This is a genomic window from Pigmentiphaga sp. MLSB6-MA01 (assembly GCF_058793475.1).
On sequence record NZ_JBXAFV010000015.1, the window covers coordinates 171837 to 183838 of the forward strand.

General features: G+C 67.4%; 11 protein-coding genes. 6 read left to right on the top strand and 5 right to left on the bottom strand.

The genetic code is table 11. The features are described 5' to 3' along the window. Positions 1-15: 15 nt before the first annotated feature. Positions 16-936: a LysR family transcriptional regulator gene (locus tag AC1Q6E_RS22855; RefSeq protein ID WP_296555490.1), complete on the bottom strand. Its 921-nt coding sequence runs from the start codon at positions 934-936 to the stop codon at positions 16-18. Positions 937-1051: 115 nt separating this feature from the next. On the opposite strand from AC1Q6E_RS22855, the gene AC1Q6E_RS22860 reads away from it, so the two are divergent. After that, on the top strand, positions 1052-2011 hold the full coding sequence (locus tag AC1Q6E_RS22860; protein WP_492573568.1) for an ABC transporter substrate-binding protein: 960 nt from the start codon (positions 1052-1054) through the stop codon (positions 2009-2011). Positions 2012-2048: 37 nt separating this feature from the next. On the opposite strand, the gene AC1Q6E_RS22865 is transcribed toward AC1Q6E_RS22860, so the two are convergent. Continuing rightward, complete coding sequence (locus AC1Q6E_RS22865) at positions 2049-3041, bottom strand: Bug family tripartite tricarboxylate transporter substrate binding protein (RefSeq protein WP_152792725.1); 993 nt, start codon at positions 3039-3041, stop codon at positions 2049-2051. Between the two features lie 125 nt (positions 3042-3166). Between AC1Q6E_RS22865 and AC1Q6E_RS22870 the strand changes: the two genes are divergently transcribed. The 3 genes from AC1Q6E_RS22870 to AC1Q6E_RS22880 are packed head-to-tail and all read left to right on the top strand — an operon-like array spanning position 3167 to position 6729. Then, complete coding sequence (locus tag AC1Q6E_RS22870) at positions 3167-5140, top strand: acetoacetate--CoA ligase (protein WP_296555485.1); 1974 nt, start codon at positions 3167-3169, stop codon at positions 5138-5140. Between the two features lie 18 nt (positions 5141-5158). Next, positions 5159-5998 carry a CoA transferase gene (locus AC1Q6E_RS22875; RefSeq protein WP_152792723.1) on the top strand — a complete coding sequence of 280 codons (840 nt, stop codon included), beginning with the start codon at positions 5159-5161 and terminating at the stop codon, positions 5996-5998. Beyond that, positions 5995-6729 (top strand): CoA-transferase, encoded by a 735-nt coding sequence (locus AC1Q6E_RS22880; protein ID WP_152792722.1) that lies wholly within the window; start codon positions 5995-5997, stop codon positions 6727-6729. The genes AC1Q6E_RS22875 and AC1Q6E_RS22880 overlap by 4 nt, the downstream gene beginning before the upstream one ends. On the opposite strand, the gene AC1Q6E_RS22885 is transcribed toward AC1Q6E_RS22880, so the two are convergent. Then, positions 6716-7684, bottom strand: a complete 969-nt coding sequence (locus AC1Q6E_RS22885; RefSeq protein ID WP_152792721.1) for a Bug family tripartite tricarboxylate transporter substrate binding protein — start codon at positions 7682-7684, stop codon at positions 6716-6718. The two genes, AC1Q6E_RS22880 and AC1Q6E_RS22885, sit on opposite strands and share 14 nt — an antisense overlap. 37 nt (positions 7685-7721) lie before the next feature. Next, on the bottom strand, positions 7722-9182 hold the full coding sequence (locus tag AC1Q6E_RS22890; protein ID WP_152792720.1) for an NAD-dependent succinate-semialdehyde dehydrogenase: 1461 nt from the start codon (positions 9180-9182) through the stop codon (positions 7722-7724). Between the two features lie 142 nt (positions 9183-9324). Between AC1Q6E_RS22890 and AC1Q6E_RS22895 the strand changes: the two genes are divergently transcribed. Beyond that, positions 9325-10032: a GntR family transcriptional regulator gene (locus tag AC1Q6E_RS22895; RefSeq protein WP_152792719.1), complete on the top strand. Its 708-nt coding sequence runs from the start codon at positions 9325-9327 to the stop codon at positions 10030-10032. A gap of 19 nt (positions 10033-10051) precedes the next feature. On the opposite strand, the gene AC1Q6E_RS22900 is transcribed toward AC1Q6E_RS22895, so the two are convergent. Further along, on the bottom strand, positions 10052-10798 hold the full coding sequence (locus AC1Q6E_RS22900) for a pseudouridine synthase (protein ID WP_296555476.1): 747 nt from the start codon (positions 10796-10798) through the stop codon (positions 10052-10054). 114 nt (positions 10799-10912) lie between these two features. Here AC1Q6E_RS22900 and AC1Q6E_RS22905 point away from each other — a divergent pair, with 114 nt between their 5' ends. Beyond that, positions 10913-11776 (top strand): alpha/beta fold hydrolase, encoded by an 864-nt coding sequence (locus AC1Q6E_RS22905; protein WP_492573569.1) that lies wholly within the window; start codon positions 10913-10915, stop codon positions 11774-11776. The last annotated feature ends 226 nt before the right edge of the window (positions 11777-12002 follow it).

The window sequence follows — 12002 nt, forward strand, 5'->3', positions numbered from 1 at the left end:
ATGCCGGATTCCTGCTCATTCGCTGGTCATGTGCTTGCCGGCCGGGCCGCGCAAGGCCTGGGCCGTTGCCTGGTAGAAGGCTTCGGCGACGGGAGTCAGGGGCTCGCCTATGCGCTTGATGAGACCGAGCTCGCGCGTGAAATCCGGATGGTCCAGCGGAATGACCCGCAAGCGGGGGGAGACCTTCAGCGAGGCGGCGGCCGTGTTGGGAAGAAGGGAGATGCCGAGCTGCGCCTCGACCATGGGGCCGATCGTATAGTGTTGCTTGAGGCTGTAGGCGGGGGAGAACGAGTATCCCTGCCGGCTCAGGTAGGTCTCGGTGGTGGCACGGATGTTCGAGCCCTTGCTGAGCGAGATGAGCGGATACTGCAGTGCCTCTTCGAGATGCACCTTGCCGCGGCGGGCCAGCGGATGGGTCTTGGCGCAGACGAGCACGAAGGGGTCGTGCGCCAGCCGCGTGAATTCCAGTTCGTCCCGCCAGCGGGGCACGCCGCCTATGCCGAAATCCACTTCGCGGCTGAGGATGCGGCGTTCGAGCCTGACGGTTTCTTCGTCGTGCATCTCGATCGCCACGCCTGGATGCTTGTCACGGAAGCGTTTGATGACCTTCGGAAAGATATGCGCGGCGACGGTGGGGATGCAGGAAAACGCGACCCGGCCCGCAAGCAGCAGCGCCGGGTCGCGCAAGGCGGCGACGACCGAGTCCATCTCCGCCGTCAGCCTGCGCATCTGTGCCACGAAGCGTTCCCCCTCGGGCGTGAGGCGGACATCCCGCGTGGTGCGCGATACCAAGGCCACGCCTACGGCGTCTTCCAGCGCGCGTATCTGCGCGCTCAGCGCGGGCTGCCCCAGATTGAGGGCTTCGGCTGCCCGGCGAAAACTCAAGTGTTCTGCAAGAGCCAGCAGACCACGGATATTGGCGAGCGAGAGCGCCATGATTCTCCCATGCGGTATATAGGCGAGACGGCCGGGCGATTCTATCACTGGGGTACGGGGGGCCACGGTCAAGTCCGTGCGGCCGATCGCGGCTCCCCGCAACGAGGTCATTGAAATGGAAACGATTCATTATTCGCGGTGCCGCGTCATTCCTACGCCGACGTGCCTGGCCGTTCAACTGGGCCTGATGGCCGGAACGGAAAGGGTGCGCATCGAGCTTGGCGACTACAACCACCAGGAAGACCGGCTGTGGATGCGGCACGCGGGGCATGCCAAAGCCATGTGGGCACGCGCTCAGGGCGCCTCGACCCGCCTGGTGGCGTTCTCCGGCTATGAATGCAGCGAGCCCGTCTACGTCAGGGACGATTCCCCCATCCGCACGGCCGCCGGGCTGCGCGGGCGCCGCGTTCCCCTGCCCCGGGTGCCCGGCCGGCCGTTTGACGTCGACCGCGAAGTGTTCCTGAAACCCTTGTCCACGTGCCTGGCCAGCGCGGGGCTGGCGATGGCGGATGTGACCGTGGTCGACGTGGATTTCGACCGGGAAAAGCGCTGCGACATGGAACCCGAGGCCACGCATTTCTTCGAGCAGGCGGCGCACCGGTTCTGCATCATGCTCGAGCGTGGCGAGGTCGATGCCATCGTGACGGCGCTGCCCGAGGAAACGGTTGCCAACCTGGGATTGCGCCGTATCTACGACAGCCGGGAAGATCCGGCGCCGCGGGCGCGCGGTGAACTGCGCACCGTGACGGTCAGCCAGGCATTGCTGGACGAGCACCGCGAGGTGGTGGTCGACATGCTGGCCCGCCTGCTCCAGGCGGAGAAGTGGGCCGCGCGGCATCCGCAGCAGATCGCCGGGCTGGTCGAACGCGACCTTGGAATATCCCCCGGCCTCTATCGCGCCCGGGGACTCGATTTTCCCGGCTGGAGCCGCCTGCACTGCAGCCCGGCGGACCTCGCGTTGCTGGCCGAGCGGGAGCGCATGTTGCGCGATCACGGCACGATCACGCGGGAAGTGGACATCGCCGGGTGGATCGATGGCAGCGTGCTGGAGGACGCGCGCCGCATTGCTGCCTGACGACCGGCGGGGGCGGGACAACCCGCCCCGGCCGCCGTCATTCGACACGGGCGCCCGACTTGCGGGCGGCCTCTTCCCACTTGGGGACTTCGACCTTCATGAAGGCGGCGAGCTCTTCGGGGGTGGTCGGGGTGGGTTGAAGGCCCTTGCTGGCCAGGTTCTTCGACAGCAGCGGGTCTTTCATGGCTTCCCGGAAGGCGGCGTTGAGACGGTCGATGGCCGCCCGGGGCGTGCCGGCGGGGGCGAGCAGTACATGCCAGCCGCTGACTTCGAACCCCTTGACGCCTACCGCTTCCAGCGTGGGCAGGTCCGGCGTGAACGACCGGGCGGAAGGGGTGAGCGCGGCCAGCCCGCGCAGCTTGCCTGCCTCCATCAACGGCACCGTATTGGTGAGCGAATCGACCATGACGTCCACCCGGCCCGCCAGCAGGTCTACGCGGGCAGGGCCGGTGCCGCGATAGGGAATGTGGCTCATGTCGGTGCCGGTCGCGGTCAGGACCATCTGCGCGCCGATGTGGGACAGCGTGCCGTTGCCGCCTGACGCGTAGGTGAACTTGCCTGGATGGGCCTTGATGTCCGCCATCAGTTCCTGGATCGTCTTCCAGCGCGAGTCGCCGTTGACCAGCACGACGAAGGGCGCAACGCTGACGGCGGTGATGGGAGCGAAGTCCCGGATCGGATCGTAGCCAAGATTGCTGCCGTACAGCACCGATGCGACACCATGGGTGCCATTGGTTCCCGATACGACCGTATAGCCGTCGGCGGGGCTGCGGGCCGCCTGCGCGACCCCTATGGTGCCGCCCGCGCCTGCCTTGTTCTCGACGACCACCGCCTGGCCGAGGATCTTGGATACCTTGTCGGCCAGTACTCGTGCCTCGGTATCGACGCCGCTGCCGGCGGCGAAAGGGACGATCCACTGCACGGGTTTGGAGGGATAGGGTTTGTCGGCACTCTGGCCGGCTGCCGCGAAGCTGGCGCAAGCGGCGGCGGCGAGCGCCGCGTATGGCAGGGCTGGGGAAAGGCGGGCCATGGTCGTCTCCTGGAGCCGGGTCTTTTCAGGCTCGGATTATCGATTGAAAATTTTGTTGTTAATCAAATATACATCAAAAAATTTTTAGATGGACTAGAATTGAAATCAAAATGAGAGGAGACGCCATGGAGGCATCGAGCGATACCGGGAAAGCCCCGATCTGGACCCCCACGCCAGCGCGCGCCGCGAGTTCGCGCATGGTCGAGTTCATGGAAATGGTCGCGCGGCGAGGCGGGCCGCCGTTGCGGGACTACCAGCAGTTGCACGCCTATTCGGTCGAGCATCCTGGCGCGTTCTGGCGGACCGTCATCGACTATTGCGGCGTGCGGTACGAGCATCTGGGCGATCGGGATTTGGTCGGCGGCGACCGCATGCCAGGTGCGAGCTGGTTCCCCGACGCGCGCTTGAACATCGCACGTACCTTGCTGGCGTCGGACGACCACATGCCGGCCGTCATCGGCCTGATGGAGGACGCGGCACCGACCAGCCTGAGTTTCGGCGAGTTGCGTGCGCGGGTTTCCCGCTACCAGCAGGCCATGCGAGCCGCCGGGGTGGGGGTGGGCGATCGCGTGGCGTGCCTGACACCCAGCATCCCGGATGCGGTGGCCGCCATGCTGGCGACCGTGGCCCTCGGCGCGGTATGGGCGGCATGTTCGCCGGAGTACGGTGTCAACGCCGCCGTCGATCGCATCGGCCAGGTCCAGCCCAAGCTCATGCTCGTCGCGGACGGTTACCGGCATGGCGGCAAGGTCTATGAACTGGGCGAGAAGGTCGAGGAAATCCTGCGGCGTGTCCCGTCCATTTCGACCGCGGTGGCCGTGCCGGTTCTGGGCGTCGGGCGGAGCATGGCGGGGACGGTGGAGCGCGATCGCTTTCTGGCGCCTTACCAGGCCGGCGGGATCGAGTACGAGAGCCTGCCTTTCCAGCACCCGGCCTATATTCTGTTTTCCTCCGGGACGACCGGAGCGCCCAAGTGCATCGTGCACGGGGCGGGCGGCGCCATGCTCGAAAATCTCAAGGCGCATGCGCTCCAGTTCGACGTTCGCCCGGGAGACCGCGTCTATATGGCCAGCACCATAGGCTGGATGGTCTGGAACGTCATGGCCATGGCGCTTGGCTGCGGCGCCTCCATCGTGCTGTACGACGGCTCGCCCTTCCATCCCGGTGGCGATGCCCTGGTACGCCATATCGCCGAGCAGCGCGTGACGTTCGCGCGGCTGCCGGCCCGCTATGTCGAGTCGCTGGCCAAGGCCGGCCGCGTGCCGCGCCTCGACCATGACTTCGGCGCGCTGAAGACGCTCATGTGCAACGGTTCCCCCTTCGGGGCCGACGGCTACGCATACGTCTATGAAAAGGTGAAGGCCGACGTGCACGTCGTTTCTCCGTCCGGCGGAACGGATTCGTTCGGTTCCCTGGTCTCGAATTTCCCCATTGGCCCGGTCTGGGCGGGAGAAATCCAGGGGCCGGCGCTGGGCTTCGACATCGACGTCTTCGACGGGCAGGGCAACCCGCTACGGGGCCAGCCGGGCGAACTCGTTGTCAAGCGTCCGTTTCCTTCGATGCCCTTGCATTACCTCAACGATCCAGGCGACAAACGCTACCGGGAGACGTATTTCAGCGTCTATCCCGACGTCTGGCGGCATGGGGATTGGGCAGAGTTCACCGGGCACGGCGGCCTGATCATCCATGGCCGCAGCGATTCCACGCTCAACGCCCGGGGCGTGCGCATCGGCACGGCAGAGATCTACAGGCAGCTTGCCGATTTCGACGACGTGCGCGAAAGCGTCGTCGTGGCTCAGGATTGGGAGGGCGACACACGGGTGGTAATGTTCGTTCAACTGAGAGACGGCGCGGCGTTCGACGACCAGATGGAAGGGCGGATACGCAAGTTGTTGCGGGATGGCCTGTCGCCCCGGCACGTGCCGTCGAAGATCATTCCGGTGGCGGCCATACCCGTCACGTTCACCGGCAAGGTGTCCGAGGCCGCCGTGCGGGATGCCATCCACGGCCGCGAGCCGTCCAATCTCGGTGCGCTCGCCAATCCCGAATCGTTGGCATGTTTCGAGCCGTCGGGATTGCCGGCGCTGCGCGCGGCCTGAATACGGAGGAAGCACGATATGCATGCAGAACGCTCATTGCTGACCGTGGACGAACTGGTCGCCGGCTTCGAAGGGGGCATGCTGGCCTTGCCCAAGGACGAAAGCGGCGTACCCATGGCGGCGGTACGCGCCCTCATCCGGCGTCGGCCACGGCCCTTTCATCTTCTGTGCGTGCCGGCGTGTGGCTTGCATGCCGACCTGTTGATCGGCGCGGGGCTGGTTCATACCGTGGAGTGCGGCGGAGTGGTCGTGGGAGAGCTCGGCGCCGGCGCGCGCTTTCGCGTCGCGGTTCGCGACGGCGGCCTGCAGTTGAAGGATTCCACCTGCCCCGTCATCCATGCGGGCCTGCAGGCGGGGGCGAAAGGCGCGCCGTTCGCATCGCTGCGCGGCATCATCGGATCGGATCTGCTGCGGGTACGTCCCGAATGGCGGGTCATCGACAACCCGTTCGCCGATGGAGGCGATCCGGTACTGCTGGTGCCCGCGTTGAATCCGGACTGCTTCCTGTTCCACGCGCGCTGGGGCGATCGCCATGGCAACGTCTGGACCGGCGGCCGGCGCGACCTGGCATACACCGCCCACGCGTCGCGCAAGACTTTCGTCACCGTGGAGCACATCTGGGACGGCAACCTGTTGACCGATCCCGTCATGTCGGCCGGCACCTTGTCCGAGGTGTACGTGTCGGGCCTGGCGCACGTCCCGGGCGGGACCTGGCCCATGACGCTGCAACACGAGCGCGAGGAAGATACCCCGCATATCGTCCGCTACATGGATGCCGCCCGTACCGACGAAGGTTTCCAGGCCTACCTGGACGAGTTCGTCGCCAACGAGCCGCGTATCGACGGAGTCCGCGCATGAACAACGACATGCTGGTCATCTGCCTGCTTGCGAAGATGCTGGAGAATGCCGGTGTCGTGGCCGTGGGTTCTTCGTCGCCGGTACCGGCCGCGGCGGCTTTGCTGGCGCAGCGGCTCTGCCCGGGCCGCACGCGAGCCCTGGTGTTTCGGAACAACGTCAACGACCCCTTCCACGAGAGCGGCAGCGAACTGTACGACCGGATCGGGCAGGGCCGCATCGATGTTTTCTTCATCGGCGGCGGGCAGATCGATGGACAGGCCAATCTCAACAACGTGGGAGTCGGGGAGTATCCACGATCGAAGGCCCGCTTTCCCGGTTCGTTCGGTACGCCGTTCATCATCTCCATGGTGCCGCGGGTCATCCTGTACCGCGAAGAACATAGTCCCCGTGTGCTGGTCCCCAAGGTGGATTTCATCAGCGCGCCGGGCATGCCGCCGCCGGGGGTGTATCGCCGTGGCGGACCGACCGACCTCGTCACCAGCAAGGCGGCTTTCGCCTTCGACCGCGGCACCGGCCGTTTCACGTTGAGCAGTACGCACCCGGGCCATTCGGTCGACGACATCGTGCAGGCCACGGGTTTTGACTTCGATCGTCCGCCTTCGGTGCCCGAAACACCGCCGCCGCCGCCGCCATGGGTGGACCTGCTGACGTCCGTGGTACGCGACCAGGTCGCGGAGACGTATCCGGCGTTTGCGCGGCAGCGGCTGGTACGGGACGCTACTCGGGCTTGATGCCCGCGGCGCGGATGACCCGGGTCCAGCGGCCGATTTCCTCGCCGATGTAGGTGCGGAAGTCCTCGGGCGTCGAGGGCACGGGCTCGGCGCCGAAGCGGGCCAGTTGCTCCCGGGCCTCGGGCGTGCCGAATCCCTTCTGCAGGATGGCGTTCAACTGCTTGACGACGTCGGGCGGCATGCCCGCCGGCCCGACCACGCCGAACCAGGCCGGGCTGTCGATCTGCGGGAATCCGCCTTCGCCCATCGAGGGGACGTCGGGCAGCAGGGGCGAGCGCTGCTTGCGCGTGACGGCGATGGCCTTGATCCGGCCCGTGGGCAGGTACTGCATGGCCGTGCTGAACGAGGTCTCGATGAACAGCATGACGTCGCCGGCCAGCAGGCCTTGCGCGGCGGGCGTGGTGCCCCGGTAGGGCACGTGCGTCAGCGCGATGCCGGCGGCGTGGTTCAGGGACTCGCCCACCATGTGGCCGACCGAGCCGATGCCGGCGGACGCGTAGGTGACCTTGCCGGGGTTCTGCCTGGCATAGGCGACCAGGCCGGGCAGGTCCTTGAAGGGGGCGTCGCGGGTCGCCAGGATGATGCCGCTGGTGGCCGAGGCGTTGCCGATGGGCGTGAAATCCTTTTGCGCGTCGAACGGCATCTTGGCCATCAGGCCCGGATTGATGCCGAAGCTGCTGATGGTGCCCATGCCTATCGTGTAGCCGTCCGGCGCCGCCTTGGCGATGACGTCCGTGCCCGCCACGCCGCCCGCGCCGCTGCGGTTGTCGACCACGACGGGCTGCCCCAGCTGGTCGCTGATCATCCTGGCCAGCAGGCGCGCGGTCTGGTCGGCGGGGCCGCCGGCCGCCATGGGAACGATGAAGCGGATGGGCCGGTCGGGGTAGGTGGCCATGGCGCTGCCGGCGGCCAGCGCGAGTGCGACGCCCGCAAGAATGCGTCGGGTAGGGGTCATGATGTTTGTCTCCTGGATGTTTTGGGGGCGGCGCTCGTCACGCCTGTTCGTATTCGCTGACGAACTTGATGTTCAGGTATCCCTCTATGCCCTCGCTGCCGCATTCGGCGCCGAAGCCGCTGGCCTTGATCCCGCCGAACGGAACCTCGGGCGTGCTGCTGGCATTGGCGGCGCCGAAGGCAAAGGAGTTGATCGCGACCATGCCGGCCTCCAGCCGCCGCGACAGGCGGTTGGCCCATAGCGTCGAGTTGGTGAAGGCATAGGCCGCCAGCCCCACCGGCAGCCGGTTGGCTTCGGCCAGGACTTCCTCGACGTCGTCGAAGGCATTGATGGGAACGACGGGGCCGAAGGGCTCCTCGTTCATGACCAGCGCGCTGGCCGGGACATCGGTCAGGACGGTGGGCTCCCAGAAGTAGCCCGGCCGGTCCAGCCGCCTGCCGCCGCAGCGCAGCGTGGCGCCTTGCGCCAGCGCATCGTCGACGCAGTGCTGCATGGCGCCCAGCCTGCGCTCGTGCGCCAGCGGCCCCATGTTGACCTCGGGAGAGAAGCCGTCGCCGACGACCAGGGCCCGGGTTTCGGCCACGAATGCTTCGACGAAGGGTTCGTAGAGTTTGCGATGGATGAAGAACCGGCTCGGATTCACGCAGCCCTGCGCCGAGTTGCGGAACTTGCGCAGGACCGAGGTGCGGGCGAGGCCGGCCAGGTCGCGCACGTCGTCCATGACGATCACGGGGGCGTGGCCGCCCAGCTCCATGACCGTGCGCTTGAGGTGCCGGCCCGACAGCTCCGCCAGCTTGCGGCCGACGGCGGTGGAGCCGGTGAACGAAATGCCCCGGATCGACGGCGAGGCGATCAACTGGCTGGAGATGCGGTCGGGCGCGCCGTAGACGAGGTTGAGCACGCCTTCGGGCAGCCCCGCGTCGGCGAAGGCCCGGACCAGTTCCATGGTCGACGCCGGCGTTTCTTCCGCGCCTTTGAGCACGCAGGTGCACCCGGCCGCCAGGATGGCGCAGACCTTTTTCATGGGAATCATGGCCGGGTAGTTCCAGGTCGTGAACGCGGCGATGGGGCCCATGGGCTCGCGCGCCGAGACCTGGCGGTGCCCGAGGTCGCGGGCCGGAATGGTCCGGCCATAGACGCGGCGGCCTTCCTCGGCATGCCAGACGAGCATGTCGGGCAGGTGGATGACTTCCTGGCGGGCCTGGTTCAGGGGCTTGCCCTGCTCCAGGGTCATCAGTTGCGCGATGCGCTCGACGCGGCCGCGCAGCACTTCCCCGGTCCGGAACAGGATCTTCGCGCGGTCGTAGGCGGACATGTCCCGCCATGCCGGAAAGCTTCGTTCCGCGGCGCGGGCCGCGCGCTCGACGTCGGCTTCGGACGCCACGGGCAACTGGCCGAGCACGGCCTCGGTGGCCGGGTTGATGACCGGCAGCGTCTCGCGTCCCTGGCCGTCCAGCCATTGGCCATCGATCAGCAGCCTGAGCGGGGTGTATTCCATCGTGTCTCCTTCCTTGGGGCAGCCGTCCTGGCTGGTTTTCTAAATATCGATTATTTGTAAATCATCGATATTTTGATCATTATCGTTTTTCAGGTCAACAACTGGCTAAAATCCGGGGATCTTTTCTCGCTTCGCCTGCCTCATGACAAGACAGATTCCGATCGGCTCCGAGCCCGCCCCCGAACGGGGCCGGGCGACGCTGGCGACTTCGCTGGTGGAACGCTTGCGGCAGGAGGTGTTGTCAGGGGAACTGTTGCCCGGGCAGCGGATCCGGCTGGAGGAATTGCGCGACCGCTACGGCGTCAGTCTCAGTCCGCTGCGCGAGGCGGTGTCACGCCTGGGATCGGAAGGCCTGCTGCTGATCGAGGACCAGCGCGGCGTGCGCGTGGCGCCGGTTTCGGCCGAGAACCTGGCCGAGGTGGTCGAGCTGCGGGCCGATCTGGAGCCCAAGGCCCTGCGCGATTCCATCCTGCATGCCGACGAGGAATGGGAGGTCCGGATCACCGGCACGCTGATGCAGTTGTCGCGCCAGGAGAAGACCGACAATGGGCAGCAGCGGGTGGAGCGGTGGGAGCGCCTGCACAGGCAGCTCCACATGAGCCTGGTTTCGGCCTGTCGCATGCCGCTGCTGCTGCAGTTCTGTTCGATGCTGAATGACCGGGGCGACCGCTACCGGCGCCTGTTCCTCGCCAACCGCACGGTGGACCAGCGCGTCGTGCTGGAACATCACCAACTGGTCGAAGCCTGCCTGGAGCGCGATGCCGACAAGGCCTGCGGCCTGCTGCGGGCGCATATCGAAGGCGCCGCCGCCTACGTCTACGAGGCGTTGGCCAGGCAGGACCACGATTAGCGGGCCGGCCCGCCGCCTGTCAGAACTGTTCGTCTTCCCGCAGATACCGCCACTGTCCCGGAGGCAGGTCGCCCAGTGCGACGCCGCCTATGCGGACGCGCTTGAGACCCACCACGCGCAGGCCGACGGCTTCGCACATGCGGCGGATCTGGCGCTTCTTGCCTTCGCGCAAGGTGAAGGAGAGCTGGTCGTCGTTTTGCCAGCGGACCTTGGCGGGACGCAGGGGTTTGCCATCCAGCGACAGGCCGTGGTTGAGCAGTTTGAGGCCGCTTTCGGGCAGGCGGCCCGGGCGCGAGTACTGGACGCGGACCAGGTATTCCTTGTCGACGGTCGAGTCCTCGCCAATCAGGTGTTTGGCGATGCGGCCGTCCTGGGTCAGCACCAGCAGCCCGACCGAATCGATGTCCAGCCGCCCCGCCGGCACCAGGCTGCGCAACTGGCTGGGCTGGAAGCGGGTGGGCGAGCGGTCTCCGGTCCAGCGTGTGCTGGCCTTGACCAGGGTCACGGCGGGCTGGTAGCCGTCCTCGGCCTGGCCGCTGACGTAGCCGACCGGCTTGTTCAGCAGGATGGTGACCCGCTGCGCCTGCTCGGCGCTGGCCTGGCGTTCGATGGTGATCTTCTGCTTCGGCAGCACCTTGCTGCCCAGCACCGAGACCACCGCGCCGTCCACGCGCACCCAGCCCCGGCTGATCCATTCATCGGCTTCCCGGCGGGAACAGAGTCCCAGTTCGGACATGCGTTTGGACAGGCGGACGGGTTCGGACATGCTGGCTGCGGGAAAGAAACGATGGGAGGCGCTAGTGTAGTGGATGGGCCGCCGCCTTCGCGGCGTCGGGTTAAGCTTGCGCCTTTGTCCGGTTTTCCCGCGCGATTCCCCGTCATGAGCGACATCGATCCCATCCTTTACCCGAACGACGACCGCGCCCGCGCCGAGGCGGCCATTGCCGCGGTGGAGGCCGCCACCGTCCGCCACACCGTCGAACACGCCGGCACGCGGGTCGTCTGGCGTTCCGCCGGGCAGGGCAGCCCGCTGGTGCTGCTGCATGGGGGGCACGGCAGCTGGCGGCACTGGATACGCAACCTGGAGGCGCTCGCGCGCCGCCATACCGTCTGGGTGCCCGACATGCCTTCGTTCGGCGAATCCGGGACGCTGGCGCCGCCCGCCGATCTGCCGCATCTGGTGGCGACCACGGCGGCGACCCTGGACCAGCTCGTGGGGGCGGACACGCCGGTCGACCTGGCCGGTTTCTCGTTCGGCGGCCTGTGCGCGGTTCATCTGGCCGCCCGGCGTGGACGGGTGGCGCGGTTGGCGTTGCTCGGCGCCGCCGGCCACGGCACGCCGCGGCGGCAGAAGGCCGCGATGGTCAACTGGCGGCTGGCAAGCGGCGAGGACGCCCTGATCGAGGATTTGCGCCACAACCTGCGGGCCCTGATGCTGCACGGCGAGCGCAGCATCGACGCGCTGGCCGTGGCGGTGCACCGCCACGCCTGCGAGGCCACGCGTTTCCGCAGCAAGGCCTTGTCGCACGGCAGTCCGACGAAGGGGCTGCTGGACGGCTTTTCCATGCCCATCCTGTTCGCCTGGGGCGAGCACGACGTGACCGCGCATCCCGAGCGGGTGGGGCCGTGGTGGGTCGACGGCCGGCCCGAGCGCCAGTGGCGCGTCGTTCCCGATGCGGGGCATTGGGTGCAGTACGAGCAGGCGGATGCGGTGAACCGGATGTTGCTGGCGTTCTTCGGCTGAGCGCGCGCGGCGCCCAGGGGCCATTCCCGGCCTGTGCGAGGCCCCTTTTTGCGGGAGCTGGCCCTAGGCTGAATCGATATTCATGGCATGCAGATGGTCGACCTCAAGGACAGGGATAGGGTTCTTGAGCCGTCCTTGACCGGTGGGGTGGGGCGGGGGGGGGGGGGGGGGGGGGGGGGGGGGGGGGGGGGGGGGGGGGGGGGGGGGGGGGGGGGGGGGGGGGGGG

Coding starts and splice junctions, on each gene's coding strand:
- AC1Q6E_RS22855 (WP_296555490.1), bottom strand. CDS start 936: ATGGCGCTCTCGCTCGCCAATATCCGTGGTCTGCTGGCTCTTGCAGAA.
- AC1Q6E_RS22860 (WP_492573568.1), top strand. CDS start 1,052: ATGGAAACGATTCATTATTCGCGGTGCCGCGTCATTCCTACGCCGACG.
- AC1Q6E_RS22865 (WP_152792725.1), bottom strand. CDS start 3,041: ATGGCCCGCCTTTCCCCAGCCCTGCCATACGCGGCGCTCGCCGCCGCC.
- AC1Q6E_RS22870 (WP_296555485.1), top strand. CDS start 3,167: ATGGAGGCATCGAGCGATACCGGGAAAGCCCCGATCTGGACCCCCACG.
- AC1Q6E_RS22875 (WP_152792723.1), top strand. CDS start 5,159: ATGCATGCAGAACGCTCATTGCTGACCGTGGACGAACTGGTCGCCGGC.
- AC1Q6E_RS22880 (WP_152792722.1), top strand. CDS start 5,995: ATGAACAACGACATGCTGGTCATCTGCCTGCTTGCGAAGATGCTGGAG.
- AC1Q6E_RS22885 (WP_152792721.1), bottom strand. CDS start 7,684: ATGACCCCTACCCGACGCATTCTTGCGGGCGTCGCACTCGCGCTGGCC.
- AC1Q6E_RS22890 (WP_152792720.1), bottom strand. CDS start 9,182: ATGGAATACACCCCGCTCAGGCTGCTGATCGATGGCCAATGGCTGGAC.
- AC1Q6E_RS22895 (WP_152792719.1), top strand. CDS start 9,325: ATGACAAGACAGATTCCGATCGGCTCCGAGCCCGCCCCCGAACGGGGC.
- AC1Q6E_RS22900 (WP_296555476.1), bottom strand. CDS start 10,798: ATGTCCGAACCCGTCCGCCTGTCCAAACGCATGTCCGAACTGGGACTC.
- AC1Q6E_RS22905 (WP_492573569.1), top strand. CDS start 10,913: ATGAGCGACATCGATCCCATCCTTTACCCGAACGACGACCGCGCCCGC.